Annotated in this window: 18 protein-coding genes; 7 read left to right on the forward strand and 11 right to left on the reverse strand. The window is 71.8% G+C overall.

Translation table 11 applies throughout. The features are described 5' to 3' along the window. The first annotated feature begins 52 nt into the window (after positions 1 to 52). The 3 genes from ACIG0D_RS08335 to ACIG0D_RS08345 all read left to right on the forward strand — a co-directional run bounded on the left by ACIG0D_RS08335 (position 53) and on the right by ACIG0D_RS08345 (position 1,667). Entirely contained in the window at positions 53 to 487 is a 435-nt protein-coding gene (locus tag ACIG0D_RS08335; RefSeq protein WP_399797234.1) for a helix-turn-helix domain-containing protein, read from the forward strand. Between the two features lie 105 nt (positions 488 to 592). Then, positions 593 to 1,210, forward strand: a complete 618-nt coding sequence (locus ACIG0D_RS08340) for a hypothetical protein (protein WP_399797235.1) — start codon at positions 593 to 595, stop codon at positions 1,208 to 1,210. Between the two features lie 124 nt (positions 1,211 to 1,334). Continuing rightward, the gene (locus ACIG0D_RS08345; protein WP_399797236.1) at positions 1,335 to 1,667 is read left to right on the forward strand and encodes a DUF2516 family protein; all 333 of its coding nucleotides are present in this window, start codon (positions 1,335 to 1,337) and stop codon (positions 1,665 to 1,667) included. A 126-nt stretch (positions 1,668 to 1,793) separates the two neighbouring features. Here ACIG0D_RS08345 and ACIG0D_RS08350 read toward each other — a convergent pair whose 3' ends face one another. The 3 genes from ACIG0D_RS08350 to ACIG0D_RS08360 all read right to left on the reverse strand — a co-directional run bounded on the left by ACIG0D_RS08350 (position 1,794) and on the right by ACIG0D_RS08360 (position 5,490). Further along, positions 1,794 to 3,131 carry a PP2C family protein-serine/threonine phosphatase gene (locus ACIG0D_RS08350; RefSeq protein WP_399797237.1) on the reverse strand — a complete coding sequence of 446 codons (1,338 nt, stop codon included), beginning with the start codon at positions 3,129 to 3,131 and terminating at the stop codon, positions 1,794 to 1,796. 277 nt (positions 3,132 to 3,408) lie between these two features. Continuing rightward, positions 3,409 to 4,506, reverse strand: a complete 1,098-nt coding sequence (locus ACIG0D_RS08355; protein WP_399797239.1) for an NlpC/P60 family protein — start codon at positions 4,504 to 4,506, stop codon at positions 3,409 to 3,411. Between the two features lie 192 nt (positions 4,507 to 4,698). After that, the gene (locus ACIG0D_RS08360; protein WP_365766555.1) at positions 4,699 to 5,490 is read right to left on the reverse strand and encodes a class I SAM-dependent methyltransferase; all 792 of its coding nucleotides are present in this window, start codon (positions 5,488 to 5,490) and stop codon (positions 4,699 to 4,701) included. Between the two features lie 245 nt (positions 5,491 to 5,735). Here ACIG0D_RS08360 and mshA point away from each other — a divergent pair, with 245 nt between their 5' ends. The 3 genes from mshA to ACIG0D_RS08375 all read left to right on the forward strand — a co-directional run bounded on the left by mshA (position 5,736) and on the right by ACIG0D_RS08375 (position 8,473). Next, positions 5,736 to 7,073, forward strand: coding sequence for a D-inositol-3-phosphate glycosyltransferase (gene mshA, locus ACIG0D_RS08365; RefSeq protein WP_365766550.1), 1,338 nt, complete (start codon positions 5,736 to 5,738; stop codon positions 7,071 to 7,073). After that, on the forward strand, positions 7,066 to 7,581 hold the full coding sequence (locus ACIG0D_RS08370; protein ID WP_399797241.1) for a YbjN domain-containing protein: 516 nt from the start codon (positions 7,066 to 7,068) through the stop codon (positions 7,579 to 7,581). Before mshA ends, ACIG0D_RS08370 begins: the two co-directional genes overlap by 8 nt. 85 nt (positions 7,582 to 7,666) lie before the next feature. After that, on the forward strand, positions 7,667 to 8,473 hold the full coding sequence (locus ACIG0D_RS08375) for a hypothetical protein (protein WP_399797243.1): 807 nt from the start codon (positions 7,667 to 7,669) through the stop codon (positions 8,471 to 8,473). A gap of 36 nt (positions 8,474 to 8,509) precedes the next feature. Here ACIG0D_RS08375 and ACIG0D_RS08380 read toward each other — a convergent pair whose 3' ends face one another. The 4 genes from ACIG0D_RS08380 to ACIG0D_RS08395 form a co-directional block, all read right to left on the reverse strand. Continuing rightward, positions 8,510 to 9,034: a hypothetical protein gene (locus tag ACIG0D_RS08380; RefSeq protein ID WP_399797245.1), complete on the reverse strand. Its 525-nt coding sequence runs from the start codon at positions 9,032 to 9,034 to the stop codon at positions 8,510 to 8,512. 10 nt (positions 9,035 to 9,044) lie between these two features. Then, positions 9,045 to 10,361: an MDR family MFS transporter gene (locus ACIG0D_RS08385; protein ID WP_399797247.1), complete on the reverse strand. Its 1,317-nt coding sequence runs from the start codon at positions 10,359 to 10,361 to the stop codon at positions 9,045 to 9,047. A gap of 73 nt (positions 10,362 to 10,434) precedes the next feature. Continuing rightward, positions 10,435 to 12,231, reverse strand: a complete 1,797-nt coding sequence (locus tag ACIG0D_RS08390) for a stealth conserved region 3 domain-containing protein (RefSeq protein ID WP_399797249.1) — start codon at positions 12,229 to 12,231, stop codon at positions 10,435 to 10,437. A gap of 13 nt (positions 12,232 to 12,244) precedes the next feature. Beyond that, a complete protein-coding gene (locus ACIG0D_RS08395; protein ID WP_399797251.1) occupies positions 12,245 to 14,011 on the reverse strand; it encodes a stealth family protein in 1,767 nt (588 codons plus the stop codon). A gap of 161 nt (positions 14,012 to 14,172) precedes the next feature. On the opposite strand from ACIG0D_RS08395, the gene ACIG0D_RS08400 reads away from it, so the two are divergent. After that, positions 14,173 to 14,934 carry a phosphoglyceromutase gene (locus ACIG0D_RS08400; protein WP_399797253.1) on the forward strand — a complete coding sequence of 254 codons (762 nt, stop codon included), beginning with the start codon at positions 14,173 to 14,175 and terminating at the stop codon, positions 14,932 to 14,934. Between the two features lie 80 nt (positions 14,935 to 15,014). On the opposite strand, the gene ACIG0D_RS08405 is transcribed toward ACIG0D_RS08400, so the two are convergent. The 4 genes from ACIG0D_RS08405 to ACIG0D_RS08420 all read right to left on the reverse strand — a co-directional run bounded on the left by ACIG0D_RS08405 (position 15,015) and on the right by ACIG0D_RS08420 (position 18,390). Beyond that, on the reverse strand, positions 15,015 to 15,194 hold the full coding sequence (locus ACIG0D_RS08405; protein WP_399797255.1) for a hypothetical protein: 180 nt from the start codon (positions 15,192 to 15,194) through the stop codon (positions 15,015 to 15,017). Between the two features lie 391 nt (positions 15,195 to 15,585). Continuing rightward, positions 15,586 to 16,863 (reverse strand): tyrosine-type recombinase/integrase, encoded by a 1,278-nt coding sequence (locus ACIG0D_RS08410; RefSeq protein ID WP_399797256.1) that lies wholly within the window; start codon positions 16,861 to 16,863, stop codon positions 15,586 to 15,588. Further along, entirely contained in the window at positions 16,863 to 17,102 is a 240-nt protein-coding gene (locus ACIG0D_RS08415) for an AlpA family transcriptional regulator (RefSeq protein ID WP_073934353.1), read from the reverse strand. The genes ACIG0D_RS08410 and ACIG0D_RS08415 overlap by 1 nt, the downstream gene beginning before the upstream one ends. Next, positions 17,095 to 18,390 (reverse strand): replication initiator, encoded by a 1,296-nt coding sequence (locus ACIG0D_RS08420; RefSeq protein WP_399797258.1) that lies wholly within the window; start codon positions 18,388 to 18,390, stop codon positions 17,095 to 17,097. The genes ACIG0D_RS08415 and ACIG0D_RS08420 overlap by 8 nt, the downstream gene beginning before the upstream one ends. Between the last annotated feature and the right edge of the window lie 146 nt (positions 18,391 to 18,536).

Here is an 18,536-nt window from a genome sequence, read left to right on the forward strand (position 1 = left end):
TTTGCAAGCGGGGTGCTTGCAATTGTTAGCGGGGGTGGGGCATGGTGGACGTATGGCATCGCTCAATGTCGGCAATCTCGGGGAGTACCTGCGCGAGCAGCGGCGTAACGCGCAGCTGTCGCTGCGGCAGCTTGCCGAGGCGGCCGGGGTGTCCAATCCGTATCTGAGTCAGATCGAGCGCGGGCTGCGCAAGCCGAGCGCGGAGGTGCTCCAGCAGGTCGCCAAGGCGCTGCGCATCTCCGCGGAGACGCTGTACGTGCGCGCCGGCATCCTCGACGCCGAGCGGGACCGGGACGAGGTCGAGACCCGGGCGGTCATCCTCGCCGATCCCACGCTGAACGAGCGGCAGAAGCAGGTGCTGCTCCAGGTCTACGACTCGTTCCGCAAGGAGAACGGTCACGGGGAGGACGTGCACGCGGAGGAGATGCGCGGGGTGGAGACCCCGCCCGACACGAGCGAAGCCGGTCCGCGGCAGACGGCCGGTTGACCGGACCAGGGAAAGACCGGCCGGCGGCCACGGACCGCCCACCCTCAGCCGATAACGATCGGCAGCGATCAGCAGTGATCGACATCGAACCGGAGGACCCTCACCATGGCCATCACCGACGACCTGCGCAAGACTTTTAGCGACCCCACTCCGCTCTACTTCGCCGCCGGTACCGCCGATCTCGCCCTCCAGCAGGCCAAGAAGGTGCCGGAGCTGGTGGAGCAGCTGCGCCGGGAGGCCCCGGCCAGGATCGAGGCGGTCCGCAACACCGACCCGAAGGCCGTCCAGGAGAAGGCCACCGCGCGCGTCAAGGAGACCCAGGAGACCATCCAGGCCAAGGTCACCGAACTGTTCGGGGCCCTCGAGGCCGATCTGAAGAAGGTCGACCTGAAGAAGATCGGCGAGACCGCCCAGGACCTCGCCCTGCGCGGGGTCGGCGTCGCCGCCGAGTACGCCGTGAGGGCCCGGGAGACCTACGAGAAGGTCGCCGAGCACGGCGAGCAGGCCGTGAAGACCTGGCGCGGCGAGGCCGCCGAGGCCATCGAGGACGTGGCCGTGGCCGTCGAGCCCGACCCCGAGCCGAAGACCGAGCCGAAGACCGAGCCGGTCGCGGTCGAGGACGAGCCCGCCGAGACGGCGGCCGAGAAGAAGACGCCGGCGGCCAGGAAGGCCCCCGCCGCCCGCAAGAACACCGCGAAGAAGACCGCGCCGCCCGCGAAGTGACGGCGTCCGGAGGACGGCCGGGCACTCAGGGGGTGCCCGGACCGTTGTTCGGGTAGGCGGGAGCCGGTTGCGGGTACGGTGACCGCGTAAGGACGAGCCGAGTCGGGTGGTGGACGTTGTGCTGATGCAGGGTTTCGCTGGGTTCCTGTGGCTGCTGAACCTGGCCCTGATCCTTTTCAGCGGCTTCGCGCTGATCGACGCCGCCACGCGCCGCGAGGACGCCTACCGCGCGGCCGACAAGCAGACCAAGCCGTTCTGGCTGATCATCCTCGGCCTGGCCTTCTTGGTCAGCATGATCTTCGGCATCCTGTCGTTCCTCCCGATCCTCGGCCTCATCGCGACGATCGTCTACATGGTCGACGTACGCCCGGCCCTCCGCGGCCTCCCCGGCGGCGGTCGCAGCCACCGCGGCTCCAGCAGCGACGGGCCGTACGGGCCGTACAACGGGGGGCGCTGAGCGCGCCCCGGCTGCCTACGGCATCCGCCCGGCGGCAGCCGACCCACCCGGGATCGAAGGTCGCCGCTGCCGCGCCGGGTGACCTACGGCACCCGCCCGGCGGCAGCCGACCCCGTCGCCGGAGGCCTACGGCACCCGGTCCAGCAACAGCACCGCCACGTCGTCCGTCAGCTCGCCGCCGTTCAGTTCGCGGACCTCGTTCACCGCGGCGCCCAGCAGTTCCTCGCCGGTCAGGCCGGAGGCCAGCTGGCGGCTGATCATTTCCACCATGCCGTCCTGACCGAGCCGCTCTCCGCCGTCACCGACGCGGCCCTCGATCAGGCCGTCGGTGTAGAGCATCAGGCTCCACTCGGCGCCCAGCTCCACCTGCATCCGCGGCCAGCGGGCGCCCGGCAGCAGGCCGAGGGCGGGGCCGTTGTTGTCGTACGGCAGCAGGCGCGGCGCGCGGCCGGGGCGGGCTATCAGCGGGGCCGGATGGCCGGCCAGGCACAGGCCCGCGCGGCGCCCGTCGGGCGCGATGTCCACCGTGCAGAGGGTCGCGAAGATCTCGTCGTCGGACCGCTCGTGCTCCAGCACCTGCTGGAGGGTGTTCAGCAGCTGGTCCCCGCACAGCCCGGCGAGCGTCAGCGCCCGCCAGGCGATACGCAGCTCCACACCGAGCGCGGCCTCGTCGGGGCCGTGCCCGCAGACGTCGCCGATCATGGCGTGGACGGTGCCGTCGGGGGTGCGTACGACGTCGTAGAAGTCACCGCCGAGCAGCGCGCGGGAGCGGCCGGGCTGGTAGCGCGCGGCGAACCGCAGCGAGGAGCCCTCCAGCAGCGGCGTAGGCAGCAGACCGCGCTCCAGGCGCCGGTTCTCCTGCGCGCGCAGGCGGCCCTCGGCGAGCCGGCGCTCGGCCGTCTCGGAGCGCTTGCGCTCGACGGCGTACTGGATGGCGCGGCCCAGCAGCCGGCCGTCCAGCTCCTCGCGGAACAGATAGTCCTGCGCGCCGACGCGGACCGCCTCGGCGCCGCGCTCGGCGTCACCGGAGCCGGTGAGGGCGAGGACGGCGTGCCGGGGCGCCAGCTCCAGCACATGGCGGAGCACGGCCAGCTCGTCGTCGTCCGCCTCGCCCGCCCGGCCGGGGGCCGGCAGCGCGAGGTCCAGCAGGATGCAGTGGACGTCGTCGGTGAGCAGCCGCTCGGCCTCGGTGAGGTTGCGGGCGGTGCGCACGCGGATGGGCTTGCCTGCCTGGTCGAGCAGGTCGGGCACGATCGGCGAGCCGCCGGGGTCGTCCTCGATCAGCAGCAGGGTCAGGTTGGTGTGGTTGGTGGTGGCGGTGTTGTCGGAGCTGTTCTGGGCCGTGTCTTCCTTGCGCGGGGCCCCGGTGCCGGAGTCTCCGGAGGGGCCGCCGGTGGACGCGGCGGGCGCCTGACCACTCTCCACGGCCGGGATCGCTCTCTGCCGCGGTACGGGTACGGGCATTGTCTTGGGTTCCTTCCCTCCCCCCGAGGGCACGGCGGGGCGAGGGACCTCGACCCACCGACGGGGACCATAGCGGGTGACGGCGCCGCAGCGGAATGGCGTGGGGCACGCCGGCCGGCCGCGGGCCACTGTCATATGCCGCGTTCCGTACCGCAGTTGGACAGGGCACCCGACCTGCCGGGATGACGAACGTCACTCCGGCGCCGGGTTTGGAATCCCCGCGGGCGTGGGGTGGGTCACGTGGCCCAGGTCACCAACTGGGCGGCGCCCGGAGGGTTCAGCCCGCGTCCGGGCGGACGACCCCCAGGATCGGCATCGAACCGGCGCCTGCGAGGGTGATGTCCCGGCCGGGGCGGGGGGCGTGGACGATGGTGCCGTCGCCGATGTACATGCCGACGTGGCTGGCGTCGTCGAAGTAGATGACGAGGTCGCCGGGGCGCATGTCGGTGACGTCGACGCGCCGGAGCTGCTTCCACTGCTCCTGGGAGGTGCGGGGGATGACGTGGCCGGCGCTGGCCCAGGCCTGGGAGGTCAGGCCGGAGCAGTCGTAGGAGTCGGGGCCCTCGGCGCCCCATTCGTACGGCTTGCCGATCTGTGCCGTGGCGTACTTCACGGCCTGCTCGCCCGCGGTGGTGGCCTCGCCGTCGGCGCCGTCGAGGACGCCGGTGTCCAGCCAGTCGTTCTGCGCCTTGCGCGCGGCCTCGCGCTCGAGTTCGGCCAGCCGCTCCTTCTCCTCCTTCTCCAGCTCCGACTCGAGCTTCTCGGCCGCCGCGATCTGCTTCTCGACCTTCTTCCGCGCCGCGGCCTTGGCCTTGCGGTTGGCCTCCAGCTTCTTCCACTGGGCGGAGGCGTCCGCGGAGTACTGCTCCAAGTCCTGCTGGGTGCGCTTGGTTTCCTCGATCAGGTGCTGGGTGGCGCGCTCGCCCTGGAGGACGCGGCCGGTGCCGTCGAGGAACTCGCCGGGATCGTCGCTGAGTACGAGACGGGCCTCCGGCGGGAGGCCGCCCGAGCGGTACTGGGCGCGGGCCGCGGCGCCCGCGCGGTCCTTCAGGCCGGCCAGCTTCTCCTTGCCCTCGGCGATCTTCTTCGCCAGCGCGACGAGCTGCGCCGACTGCTCCTTCGCCTTCTCCTCGGCGGCGTTGTACGCGTCGGTGGCCGACGCCGCCTCGCGGTAGAGCCGGTCGAGCTCCTCCCGGACCGCCTCGAGTTCCTTGTCGGATCCGGCAGTCGGGGCAGCGGAGACGGACGGTGTGGGGTCCGGGGCCGGCTGGGGTGCGCCGGCGGCGGCGAACGCCGTACCGGGTGCCGCCAGTACGGTGACCGCGCAGACGACGGTCACGGCCACCGAGATCAAGCCACGCCTGCCCCTTGCCATACCCCTGCCCCCAACTGATTTACCGTCAGTAACTTGCGGCTCGCCTGAGGGATCGTGCCATGTCGTGGCGCAAAACGACAGAGGCCGTGACTCGGTCCGCGCGGCCCGGCCCGGCGCGTCCGGCCCCCGGGCTCTGTGACGAACGAGTCGGGGCGATCGTTCCGGGCCGTTGCCCGGCCGACGCGGCGCGGATCAGCCGCGCGGCGCCAACGCGCCCCAGCGCACCGTCACTTCGCCCTGCCTCCAGCGTGCCGGGCCGTCCGTCACCGGCCAGTCCGCCGTGAGGTCCCGCACCGCGCGGATCCAGCGCTGGCGGGCGCCGTAGGAGGCGTACGGCGCGGCGGCGGACCAGGCGCGGTCGAAGTCGCGGAGGAAGGCGTGCACCGGCTCGCCGGGGACGTTGCGGTGGATCAGGGCCTTCGGCAGGCGTTCGGCGAGGTCCGAGGGGCGGTCGAGGGAACCCAGGCGGGTGGCGAAGGTGACCGTGCGCGGGCCCTCGGGGCCGAGGGCGACCCAGACGTGCCGGCGGCCGATCTCGTCGCAGGTGCCCTCGACCAGCAGCCCGCCGCGCGCTCCGGTGGCCGGGTCGGCCGGGGCCAGCCGGGCGCACAGCCGCTCCCAGACGCCGGCGACCTCGGCCTCGTCGTACTGGCGCAGCACGTTCGCCGCGCGGATCAGGTGCGGGCGCTGGGGGACCGGCACCTCGAACCCGCCGTGCCGGAAGTCCAGCCCCGCCCGCTCGTACGGCTTCGCCGCCGCGACCCGGGCCGGTTCGATCTCGATGCCGACCACGCGTGTGCGCGGAGCCGTGGCGCGCAGCCGCAGCAGCAGCTCCACGGCCGTCCAGGGGGCCGCGCCGTAGCCGAGGTCGACGGCGACCGGATCGGCGGCGCGGCGCAGCTCGGCGCCGTGGGTGGCCGCGATCCAGCGGTCCATGCGGCGCAGCCGGTTGGGATTGGTCGTCCCGCGCGTCACCGTGCCCACGACAACGGTCCGCCCGCTCGGGCGCAGCCGAGGGCGGGGGACGGGCGTCGTGCGGGAGGCCATGCGTACGAGGGTAGGCGGAGCCGGGACGTACGCAGCAGGCGCTCGAACGTTTGAGCGAGAAATGGCAATGATTCCGTAAAGAAGGGTGCGGCGGAAATGGAGTGGCCAGCTCCGGTGTTGCCCCCTCGTGGAGGGCCCGCACGTCCTCCCACCGGCATGCCCGCAGCAAGGAGGAACGGCCCGTGAGCCAGTACATCGGCAGGCTCGGACGGCGCTCCCCGGCCGCACCGCCCCGGCTGCGGCTGCATCGCAGGCCCCGCCGCGTCGCGATGCTCTCCGTGCACACCTCCCCGCTGCACCAGCCCGGCACGGGCGACGCCGGCGGCATGAACGTGTACATCGTGGAGCTGGCCCAGCGGCTCGCCGCGATCAACATCGAGGTCGAGATCTTCACCCGGGCCACCACCGCCGCCCTCCCGCCCACCGTCGAACTCGCGCCCGGCGTCCTCGTCCGGCACGTCGACGCGGGCCCCTACGAAGGCCTCGCGAAGGAAGACCTCCCGGCGCAGCTGTGCGCCTTCACCCACGGTGTGATGCAGGCCTGGGCCGGGCACCGCCCCGGTTACTACGACCTGGTCCACTCCCACTACTGGCTCTCCGGCCACGTCGGCTGGCTCGCCGCCCAGCGCTGGGGCGTCCCGCTGGTGCACGCGATGCACACCATGGCCAAGGTCAAGAACGCCAACCTCGCCGACGGCGACACCCCCGAGCCCGCCGCCCGCGTCATCGGCGAGACCCAGATCGTCGCCGCCGCCGACCGGCTGATCGCCAACACCGACGAGGAGGCCGGCGAACTCGTCCGGCACTACGCCGCCGACCCCGCGAAGGTCGCCGTCGTCCACCCCGGCGTCAACCTGGACCGCTTCTCCCCGGCCGACGGCCGCGCCGCCGCCCGCGCCCGCCTGGGCCTGCCCCAGGACGCCCTGATCCCCCTCTTCGCGGGCCGCATCCAGCCCCTGAAGGCCCCGGACGTACTGCTCCGCGCGGTCGCCGTCCTCCTCGACGAGCACCCCGAGCTGCGCTCCCGCATCCTCGTACCGGTCGTCGGCGGGCCCAGCGGCAGCGGCCTCGCCAAGCCCGAGGGCCTGCAGAAGCTCGCCGCGCGCCTCGGCATCGCGGACGTCGTCCGCTTCCGCCCGCCCGTCGACCAGGACCGCCTCGCCGACTGGTTCCGCGCGGCCTCGGTGCTGGTCATGCCGTCGTACAGCGAGTCCTTCGGCCTGGTAGCCATAGAGGCCCAGGCGTCCGGCACGCCGGTGCTCGCGGCGGCGGTCGGCGGCCTGCCCGTGGCCGTGCGCGACGGCCGTACCGGAGTCCTCGTCCAGGGCCACAACCCGGCCGCCTACGCGCGCGTGCTGCACGACTTCGCCACCGACCCCACCCTCTCGGACCGCATGGGCGCCGCTGCCGCCGCCCACGCCCGGTCCTTCGGCTGGGAGGCTTCCGCCGCGGCCACCGCGGAGGTCTACACGGCCGCGCTGCACGCCCACCGGCGTCGCGTACGCTCGGCCCATGGGTGAGTCCATGGGTGCAGCACAGCGACAGGCCGCGCAGATCCTCGAGGGCGCGCTGAAGGACGCCGAACTGGAGTGGGAGGCCCCCGAGCCCGGCCACTACGTGGTCAAGCTCCCCGGCACCCGCAAACTCTCGACGACCGTCTCGCTGATCGTCGGCCGGCACTCGCTGTCCCTGAACGCGTTCGTCATCCGCCGGCCCGACGAGAACGAGCCCGGCGTCCACCGCTGGCTCCTGGAGCGCAACCTCAAGCTCTACGGCGTGAGTTACGCCATCGACCCGCTCGGCGACGTCTACGTCACCGGCAAGCTCCCGCTGGCCGCAGTCACCCCCGACGAGGTGGACCGCCTCCTCGGCCAGGTCCTGGAGGCGGCCGACGGCGCCTTCAACAACCTCCTGGAGCTGGGCTTCGCGAGCGCCATCCGCCGCGAGTACGAGTGGCGGGTTTCCCGCGGGGAGTCGACGCGCAATCTGGACGCCTTCGCGCGTCTCACCCGGCGGAGCGAGGGCTAGCCCCACGGCTTCCGCACTTCCGTACAACCTCCGGGGCGCCGCCGCGGTCTATTCGCCGTCAGCCCTACCAGCAAAGAGGTTGTGCATGCGCACAGGCAGAACCGGCACCGCGGCCGTCCTCGCGGGAGCGCTCGCCTTCGTGGCGTTCTCCGCGCCGGCCGCGGAGGCGGCGGACACCGGCATCACGGTGACCGACTTGGTCGTGAACAACGGCAAGCCCATCGTCGTGGGCATCAGCGAGGAGAAGTCCCCCGACTTCAGCTTCCGCGTGACCTGGCCCTCGGGCTACACGCCCGAGAGGGTCGACGCCTTCCCGTACCTGTACCACGGCACCACGGCCGCCGCCGGTGCCGAGGACGGCGGCATCTACATGTCGAGCGTCACGTTGTACGACGACAGCCCGACCTCCGCGGACTGCGAGGGCGAGCTGTACATCAACCCGCCGTACACCCTGGACTCCAACAACGACGCGACGACCTGGAAGATCGCCGTCGCGGCGCGGCTGTGGGACAAGACCGACACCAAGATCGTGGCCGAGGAGTACCTGACCGGCTTCGGCAGCGTCGCCGTCAAGCGCGCGGCGCGGGTCAGCGTGAACGCCTCGCCCGAGCCGGTCGCCAAGGGCAAGGCGATCACCGTGACCGGCCGGGCCACCCGCGCGGACTGGGTGAAGGACGCCTACACGGGTTACGGCGACAAGCTGGCCAAGCTCCAGTTCCGCAAGGCGGGCACCAGCACCTACACGACCGTCAAGTACGTGCGCGCGAACTCCACCGGTTACCTGAACACCACGGTGACCGCCTCCGCCGACGGCTACTGGCGCTGGAGCTACGGCGAGACGTCGACGACGGGCGGCGCGACCGCCGCGGGCGACTACGTCGACGTCCGCTGACACCACCCTCCGGCCACCGCGGCGCGGCGCGCCTCGTCACTCCTCCTTGTCGAGTTCGTCGGCGAAGGCGCGCAGCGCGTCGGCCAGTTCCTTCTTCGTGGGCAACTGGTCGACCTTCGCGTCGAGTTCCTCGATACGCCGGTTCAGCTCCTCGAGGTCGGCCGGCGCGGAGGGGTCGGTCGAGGGATCGCCGGGGTCGCCGGGATCGCCGGGGTCGGGCGCGCCGGTGCCCGGGTCGGTCGGTACCGCGGTGGGGCTGGGGTCCACGTCGCCGCCACCCGTGCTGCCGCCCGAGCCGCCGCCGGTGGTCACGCCGCCGCTGTCGGGCGGCACGGGCGTCTCCTCGGACGGGGGCTCGCTGTAGGTGGGGACCGGGGTGGGATACGGCTCGTCCTCCGAGCCGGCCGCCAGCGCGACCCCCACGCTCAGCGCGACCAGGGCCGCCGCCCCCGCGACGGCGGCCGAGAGGCGTCCCACCCGTCTGTGGGCCCGTGTAGTCCTCTGTATCTGCTGGGTGTTCGGTGCCTTCTGTGCCTTCTGCGTGTCCTCTGCGTCGTCCATGGCGGCGACGTTATCCGGCGGAACTGGGGGACGGGCGGGTTCCGCCGATCTCGCCGAGCGCTTCCGTGGGGGCCGGTGCGGTCGAACCCGTGGGCGCTTCCCCACCGGCCGTCTCCGCCGCCGTCTCCTCCTCCGGCAGCCGCCGCATCAGCAGCCCGTACCCCAGCCCGGCCACCGTCCCCACGGCCGCGCACATCGCCCACAGCCACTCCGCGCCGTACCGGTCGATGACGTACCCGGACATCAGCGGCGCGACCAGCGCGGCGACGGACCACGACATGGTGTACATGCCCTGGTAGCGACCACGGCCGTGCACGGGGGAGAGCCGTACGACGATCCCGGTCTGGGTGGGCGCGTTGACGATCTCGGCGAGGGTCCACACGCAGACGGTGAGCGCGATCACGGCGACGGACCCGGCGAACGCGGTGAGGCCGAAGCCGTATCCGGCGAGGACGGAGGAGACGATCAGCAGGCGGCGCGGGTCCCGGTGCTGGATGAAGCGGGTGACCGGGATCTGGAGGGCGACGATGAGGACCCCGTTGACGGCGATCGCCATGCCGTACTCGGCGGGCGTGAACCCGGCCTCGCCCATCGCCACCGGCAGCCCCACCGAGCCCTGCTGGAAGATCAGCGCGACGAGGAAGGACAGGCCGACGACGCTCATGAACCGGCCGTCGCGCAGCACCGTGCCCAGGCCGACCTCCGGCTCGGCCTTCTGGGCGGCGGTGCGTTCCGGGCGGGACTCCGGCAGCTTGACGAAGACGAGGATCGCGCAGGCCATCGTCATCGCGGCCTCGATCAGGAAGCCGGCGAGATAGCTGGTCTCGGCGATGAACCCGGCGGCCATGGAGGAGACGGCGAAGCCGAGGTTGATCGCCCAGTAGTTGAGGGAGAAGGCGCGCACCCGGTCCTCGGGGCGCACGATGTCGGCCATCATCGCCTGCACGGCGGGCCGGGAGGCGTTGGAGGCCATGCCGACCAGGAAGGCGACGGCGGCGATGGCGACGGGGTCGCGCACGAAGCCGAGCAGGGCGACGGACAGCGCGGTCGACGCCTGGGCGATCAGCAGGGTGGGCCGCCGGCCGAGCCGGTCGGTCATCACGCCCGCGCCGAGCGAGGAGATGACTCCGCCGAGGCCGTGCAGGGCGGCGACCAGTCCCGCGTAGGTGGCGGAGTAGCCGCGGTCGAGGGTGAGGTAGAGGGCGAGGAACGTGGCGACGAAGGCGCCCAGGCGGTTGACCAGGGTGCTGGTCCACAGCCACCAGAACTCACGCGGGAGCCCGGAGACGGTCTCCCGGACGGCTCGTCTCACGGTGGCTGACGACATCGCGGATCCCCCACAGCTGTAAGCGGCTCAACCAGCGGCCACACCTTACGAACCGCGGAGTCCGGTACGCCACTCAATTAACAGGGAGCGTCAAACGTGACGGCTGGGGCGCCACGCTGGCCGCCCGCTCCCAGCGGCTGGGGAACGGATACTTCCGCTCCAGGAAGGCCCGGATCGCCGACCGCGCCGCCGCCCGCTCGGCCGGTGCGGTGTCCACGTCGTTCAGACAGAAGAAGTCGACGTCCTCGCCGGCCGCGAGCCGCGCCAGCCGCCGCCGCATGTCGGGGCTGCCGAGCTGGACGTAACGGAACCGGTAGTCGGCCGGCACGCCCCGGCCGGTCGCGATCGCCCAGTGGTGGTGCAGCGTGGACGCGGGGGCGACATCGGCGGTGGAGCGGAAGCGGGAGTACGCCGTGCGCCGCAGCTCCTCGATGCCCAGGGCCTCCATCTCCCGCATCACCGACAGCAGTTGCGGATGCGGGGTGTGCAGCGACTTGTGCCGGATCTGCCGGCCGTGGAAGCGCCGTATCACCTCGCGGGTGTTCTTGCCCGCGGAGTTCGGCGCCGGCTCCAGCGGATGCGGGTCGCCGACGCCCAGCTTCAGCGGGGACAGCGGGATGCGGGCGATGCCGTTGCCGTGGAAGAAGTGCTCGGCCCGCACCGGGCGGTTGATGAAGACGTCGTCGTTGAAGTAGAGGTAGCGCTCCGACAGGCCCGGTATGTGGTGCAGCCTGCTCTCTATCGCGTGCGAGTTGAAGACGGGCAGCGCGTCCGCCGGGAGGATGTCCCGGTGGTCGACCACCGTCAGGCCCTCCGCGCGCGGATCCAGCCAGGCCGGGAGCTGCGCGTCGGTCACCAGGTACACGTGCCGGACGAACCCGGCGTACATCTCCAGCGAGCGCAACGCGTACCGCAGTTCGTCATGGCTCGTGTAGCGGGAGGCGCCGGTCTCGCGCGGCGCGATGCCGTGGTCCGCGAGCGCCTGGTGGGCGCGGCGCTTGGCGGCCATCGCCGGGTCGTCCCCGTCGACCCAGGTGTAGACGGCGTCGACCGGGAAGCGCACCTCGTCGATGCCGGGCTCCGCGAACGGCGCGAACGTCGGCACGCCCCGCAGCCGCCGGCCCGCCCCGGCCACCGGGGCCTCGGCCGGCCGCTGCGCCGCCACCGGAAGCACCTCCGAGACGGGGTTCGGCCGCGGCGCCACGAGCGCGCTGCCGAAGACGTCCGGCAGCCGGTCGCCCGGCACGGTCAGATACCCGGGGTCCTTTCCGATGTCCCTGCCGTGCCGCCAGAACTCGATGTCGCAGCCCGTGTCCAGACCGCCGAGCACCTGCCCCCGCGGCCCCAGCCGCACCACACCGGTACGGAGCACCGCCGCCCGCCGCAGTGCCCGCGGCAGCCTGCCGTCGGCCCACAGCACCGCCGTGGTCACGGCACCGTCCGCGCCGACCGCGCCGACGAACCCGGGGGTGCCGGCGAAGTGGCGCGCGGCCTGCGCGAGGACGGCCCCGCGGTGCGCCTCCGCGACGCCGATCACCTGCCGCGCCACGCCGGAGGCGGGCTCGCCGGGAACGAGGAAGTACGGCACACCGGCCGCGTCCAGCACGGCGCACACCTGCTCCAGGTCGGCCGCGGCGGCGTCGGCGGCGGCGTATCCGGTGACCGTACGGCCGTACAGCCGCACCGGCCCACAGGTGACCCGCCGCAGCCCGGGTACGGCGGCCCGCAGCCGGCGCCGCGCCGGCACCGCACGCAGCGCCCACAGCCGGGCGGCGATCCACAGCCGGACGGACAGCCACAGGCGGCGGCGGAGCAGATCCCGGACGGCCCGCAGGCCCGGGGGCGGCACGAGACGGTGTCGGAGGTCCATGGCCGCCGCCCTGTCAGCCCTGGCGCTCGGCGGTGCCGGGCTGCCGCTCGAACTGCTTCCCGGGCTGCTCCTCGGGCTGCTCCTCGGGCTGCTTCTCGTACGGGCTGGGGAACGGGAAGTAGTCCTCCAGGAACTCGTGCATCCGGACGCCGACCTGCTCGCGCTCCTCCGGCGGCACGTCCACGTCGTTCAGGCAGAAGAAGTCGAAGCGGCGGTTGCGGCGCAGGTCGGCCAGGCGGCGGGCGGCGTCCGGACGGCTGATGTTCACATACCGGAAGGAGAACTTGCCCGGCACGCCGCGGCCCGTCATCAGCGCGTACTGGTAGAGCAGCGGGGCCGTCATGGCGATGTCCGTCGGCGAGCGGAACCGGGACGCGGTGGTGCGGGCGATGTCCTCGGGGAACAGCTCCTCCAGTGCCCGCAGCGCGCCACGCTGCTGCGGCAGCGGGGTGTGCATGAAGTTGTTCGTCGTCATCCGCCCGAACTTCTCCAGCAGCAGCCGGCGGACGTTCTTGCTGGCGGAGTTGGTGGCGGTCTCCTCGCCGTGCGGCTTGCCGACGCCGATCTTCAGCGGGGAGACCGGGATCTTCATCAGGCCGCTGCCGTGGAAGAAGTGCTCCGGGGTGACGCGGCGGCCGACGAAGACGTCGTCGTTGAAGTAGAGGTAGTGCTCGGACAGGCTCGGTATGTGGTGCAGCCGGGTTTCGATGGCGTGCGAGTTGAAGACGGGCAGCACGCCCTCGGGGAAGATCTCCCGGTGATCGACGACGGTGATCCCCTCGGCCCGGTCGTCGAGCCAGCGCGGCTTCTGCCCGTCGGTGACGATGTAGATGTGCCGCACGAAGTCGGCGTACATCGCCAGCGAGCGCAGCGAGTACTTCAGCTCGTCGTGGCTGGTGTAGCGGGAGGCGTTGGTCTCCTTGTCCAGGATCTCGGCGATCCCGCGCTCCTGGTGGCGGGCCCGCTTGACCCGCATCTCCGGCTCCTCGCCGTCGACCCACGTGTAGACGACGTCGACCGGGAAGGTCACCCGGTTCACGGTCGGCACGGTGAAGGGCGCGAAGGTCGGCAGCTCACGGTCGCCGACGCGCACGGTGGCGGGCTGCCGCTCGGTGGCGGGCAGGACGTCGGTGAGGCCGTTGTTGCGCGGCGCGACGATCGAGTCCCGGAAGACGTCCTCGGACGCCTGCGGCTGCACCTTGGCCAGCCGCCGCGGCCCGTCCGCGGACTCCAGCAGCTCCGCGCCGTCCTCCCAGAACTCCACGTCACAGGCCAGCTCGGGACCGGCGAGCAGCTGCCCGGCGGGCCCGAGGTGGTTCTCGCCGATGCGCAGCACCGGGGCGGAGCGCAGCGGCGTGGGCAGCACCCCGTCCATGAACATCGCCGGATGCTTGAGCTGCCCGCCGGGCAGCGGCCGGCCGATGAACACGGCCTTGCCCGCGTTGCGCGCCTCCAGGGCGGCCAGGAACCGCTCCCGGTCGGCGGCGTAGACACCGACGATGTGCCGCGTACGGGACGTCGGCACCAGGAAATACGGAACCCCGGCCTGCTCCAGCGCGGAGACCACGATCTCCAGGTTGCCGGCGGCGGCCTCCGCGGCGGTGAACCGGGACACCACCCGCCCGTAGAACCGCTGGCCGCGCACCGCGACCGGGCGCAGCACCGGATCGGTGACCGCGGCCTTCCGCCGCCGCCGCATGGTCCGCAGCTGCCACACCCGCTCGGCGGCCTTCCGCTCGACCCGCGGTCGCATACGCCGCGCAAAGGAACGCACGGTCACGTCCTGGCTCCTCTTCTTCCCCCTGCACAAGTCCTGCGATTACGAGACAGACGAATGTGAGGAAAGGTTGTGGAAGAGTTCACCGGGACGTTACGGGGGTGTCGCCGCCGGAGGGGGAGCGTGGCCCGCAGCCCCCATACCCCTTAGGTAGGCTCGAAGCCATGGCCGACGCACCGTACAAGCTGATCCTCCTCCGCCACGGCGAGAGCGAGTGGAACGAGAAGAACCTGTTCACCGGCTGGGTGGACGTCAACCTGACCGCGAAGGGCGAGAAGGAGGCGACGCGCGGCGGCGAGCTGCTCAAGGACGCCGGCCTGCTGCCCGACGTGGTCCACACGTCCCTCCAGAAGCGCGCCATCCGCACCGCGCAGCTCGCACTGGAGGCCGCGGACCGCCTCTGGATCCCGGTCCACCGCTCCTGGCGCCTGAACGAGCGGCACTACGGCGCGCTCCAGGGCAAGGACAAGGCCCAGACCCTCGCCGAGTTCGGCGAGGAGCAGTTCATGCTGTGGCGCCGCTCCTACGACACCCCGCCGCCGCCGCTGGACCGCGACGCCGAGTACTCCCAGTTCTCCGACCCGCGCTACGCGACGCTCCCGCCGGAGCTGCGCCCGCAGACGGAGTGCCTGAAGGACGTCGTCAACCGGATGCTCCCCTACTGGTTCGACTCGATCGTCCCCGACCTCCTCACCGGCCGCGTCGTCCTGATCGCCGCCCACGGCAACTCGCTCCGCGCCCTGGTCAAGCACCTCGACGGCATCTCCGACGCCGACATCGCGGGCCTGAACATCCCCACGGGCATCCCCCTGTCCTACGAACTGGACACCGAGTTCAAGCCGGTCAACCCGGGCGGCACGTACCTCGACCCGGAGGCGGCGGCTGCGGCGATCGAGGCTGTTAAGAACCAGGGCAAGAAGAAGTAACGCGACGCTGATAAGCCCCCGACCTGCGGTTTCTTTGCAGGGCGGGGGCTTTTTGGTGGGGCTGGGCCGTCTGTGGGCCGTCAGGTGCGACGACGCCAGCGGCGGACCCGGATGTCGAGAACGATCAGCAGTGCCACGGGGACGGCGATCTCGGCGGGAGCGTCGGCCCACAGGGCGAGCGCACCGCCGCCTGTGCCGATGAGCGCGATCGGCAAGTCGCGGGGACAGATGTCGACGGTGACACCTGCGCGTGGGACCATGAGTCTCCTCCGAAGGATGCGACGTGTTTCTATATCGGAGACAGGGCCACTCCCAGGCAGGGGAGTGGCCCTGAATTTCGCGTGAAGCCTATTCAGATGGGTAGTCCTTCTGCAACTCTCCAGGTGAGAGCGGACTAGCATTGAATGAGCGGCATCCCAAATCATAGTTTGCAGGCGTCATTGGTGGTCCTTGAGTCCCGTCGGGCTACGGATCTTGGGCGTGCATGCACACTCAACGTGCGTGCATGCACGCCCAGCAGGCAGTCGGTCCAGTAGGAGTGGTTGGGGTCCACCACTATCTATCGGCCCAGAAGTACGTGGATTAGATGCTCCTGACTGCTAATCCGGCCGCCTAACCGTGTCTACCAATCGTGATGGCTAATCACGGCTTCTAACCGCGTTCTTTAGCGTCGAAGATAATCGGCGCCTTATTTCCGTTCCGAATGCTTCCGCTAAAGATTCGCGAGACAGCGTTACGAGTGCGCTCTTGGCTTGACGGCATGAGATGGGCGTAGACCCGTAGTGTCAGGCCCGGGTCCGAGTGGCCGAGGTACTCGGCGAGGGCCTTGATGCTCTCCCCCGCGTCCAGGAGCACCGAGGCGTAGAAGTGTCGCAGCGCGTGCATGCCGTTCTCGCGGGACTCCGCGTATGGCCGGCCGCGCTCAGGCACAGGGATGACGCCGGCCGCAGCCAGCGCCGGTTTCCACGTCTCCTCGTTGAGTGACGTACGCCACACGTGCCCGCCGCGCGGCCCGGTGAAGATGAGCCGCTTGGTCACCGGAGGACCGTCGGCCACCTTCCACGGCAAGGTGATCTCGACCGGCGGGAACCGCTTCATGTGCTCCCGAAGCGCATCGGCGACGGGGCCGGGAAGCGGCACGTCCCGCAGCTTGCCGCCCTTCGGAGGCGCGAACACGGCCTTGCTGCGGCTCAGCTTCAGTTGCTGGACCACATGGAGCGTGTCCGAGTCGAAGTCGATCGCGTCGACGGCCACGCCCAGGATCTCACCCTGGCGGAGCCCGCAGCCGCCACCCAGGTCGACCATGGCTTGGTAGCGCTCGGGCATGGCGGCCCGGACGGCGAAGACCCGCTCGGGCGTCCAGGGCACGACGCGCCTGTTGTCGACGGTCGGCGGCCGTACGGACCGAGCGGCACACGGGTTGCGGGGAAGATGGCCGTCGTCCACCGCCGCGCTGAGCGCCGCGCGCACGTTGGAGTAGATCGTCCGGGCGTACGACCCGCGAATGCCGTTCTCCTGCAACTGTCGCACCCAGTCGCGGATGTGCGCTGGCTGGAAGGAGCCGAGTGGGCGCGAGCCGAGGTAGGGGAAGGCGTGCAGCCGTAGCTGCGACTCCATCGAGGCCTGGGTGTTCGGGTCGGCGCCCTGCGTGGTGACCCAGTGTTCGGCGTACTGCTGGAAGGTGATCCGAGCGGCGCGCGGGTCGATGTACTGCCCGCGCGCCATGTCCGCCTCGATGTGCGCCAGCCACTGATCGGCGAGCCGCTTCTGACGGTCGGGGAAGCTCTTGGACTTCTCCGTGCCGTCCGGGCCGACGTAGCGGGCGCGGTAGCGGAGGCCGGACCCGTAGCGCTCGGTCTTGACCTTGCGCACCTTCCCGTCCGGGCCAGTCTCGGTCCGGTACCAGCGATCTTGAATGTGCCCGGCCATCAGGCGGCAGCCCCTTCCCGCAGGGACTCGACCCAGGCTTGGACGTCCGCAGGGTCGTAGCGCAGGTGCCGACCGACCCGGAAGCCACGAGGACCGGTGCGCTTGCGGCGCCACTGGTAGACCGTCTCGACGCTGGGCAGGTCGAACATCGCCACCAGGTCGTCAGGAGTCAGGTACCGCGACGGCAGACCACGCGGCTCGGAGGCCGCTTCCGCGACAGCGAGGCGACGGCTACCCATGGGTGGGCTCTCCTTCCGTTCCGGGCGCGGGTTCGAGGGCTTCGGCGAGCCAGGCTTCGGCGTCGGTGAGGCCGGTTCCGGCGTAGACCCAGTGCGCGAGGACGAGGGTCGTGTCCGGGTCGGACCCGTCCGCTGCCAGGGCTTGGGCGCGGCGCCATTCGGCGCGGGCGTTGCGCAGGGCGCCGAGGGTGGTGGAGTAGCGGCGGGACTTGGTGGAGAAGTGGCCGCGGAAGCCGAGCATGTGGGCCCAGGCCCGCAGGCGGAGGTGTTCGAGGTCCTTGCGCGCGCCGAGGGTCCAGGCGGTGCGGATGAGCCGGCGGGCGTGGTCGCTGAGGTCGAGCTGGGCGAGTTCGGCGAGGAACCTTAGCGGTCGGTCCAGAGCTCCCGTGGCGGTCTCGGCGCCCTTGGTGGCGTATTTGGCGATGTACGCGGCGACGGCCCGCTCGGTCAGCTCCTGGCCGCCGTCGAGGTCGGCCGAGCGGATGGTGCGGACGTCGAGCTGACGGCCGAAGGTGAAGGCGTGGGAGCGGCCGTCGATGACCGGGCCGTCCACGCGGGCGGCGGTGGCGGCGGCCCGGATGGCGTCGGTCAGCAGCTCGGCGGTGGCCCAGGCGGGAGGCGGGGTGTCGCCGCCGTCGGGGCCGTCGATGCGGATGACGGCGTGGAAGTGGACGGCGCCGCGCTTCTGGTATTCGGCGACCTTGGCGAAGGACACCCGGGCGTGCTCGCGGAAAGCCCGCTGGGTGAGGCCGGCGCGCTTGGCGACCTCCCGGCGCAGGTAGATGGAGAAGCGCCGCCACAGCGGACTGGCGTGCGCGTTCCAGAGCACGGCCGCCTCGTAGTCGTAGGTGTCCGGGTCGAGCGGGGTGCCGAGGGCAGGAGCGTCCTGGTCGTGGAGGGCACCGCAGCGGCAGCGGCGGACCGAACCGGCCGGGCCGGTGGGGCGATTGTGGACCGGGCCGAAGCTCGGCGCGGTGAAGGTGGCGAAGACGCGCGGGTGGGCGGCGACGCGTTCGGGGACGCCCTTGCCGCCGCGCAGTCCGGAGGTGATCAGGTGGAAGGTGTCGCGGCGGTACACCTCGGCGCAGGCCGCGCACCGGGTGGTGCGGCGGTTGTTGCAGCGGACCAGGAGGTGACCGGCCGGGAGGCTGGAGGAGTCGAGGTGGTGGAGGGCGTTGCCGATCTCGCCGGTGCGGGTGTCGACGGTGTACTCGGTGCGGTGGCCGTCGAGGCGGATCGGGTGCGTGCAGCCGCCGAGGCTGGCGAGCTGACGCAGAAGTGCGGGCATGGTGCCGAGGGCGGCCAGTTCGCCGAGTTCGCGGAGCGGGGGCGGAGTGGCACGGGTGATGATGGCTTTCTCCTTCTGGTTCGGCTGGAGGGAGACGCCCCGGGGCGGCGGATGCTTGGCGGTATCGAGGCCGCCCCGGGGGTCCG

Origin of the sequence: Streptomyces sp. NPDC052773 (assembly GCF_044547145.1) — a bacterium.
GTDB lineage: Bacteria > Actinomycetota > Actinomycetes > Streptomycetales > Streptomycetaceae > Streptomyces.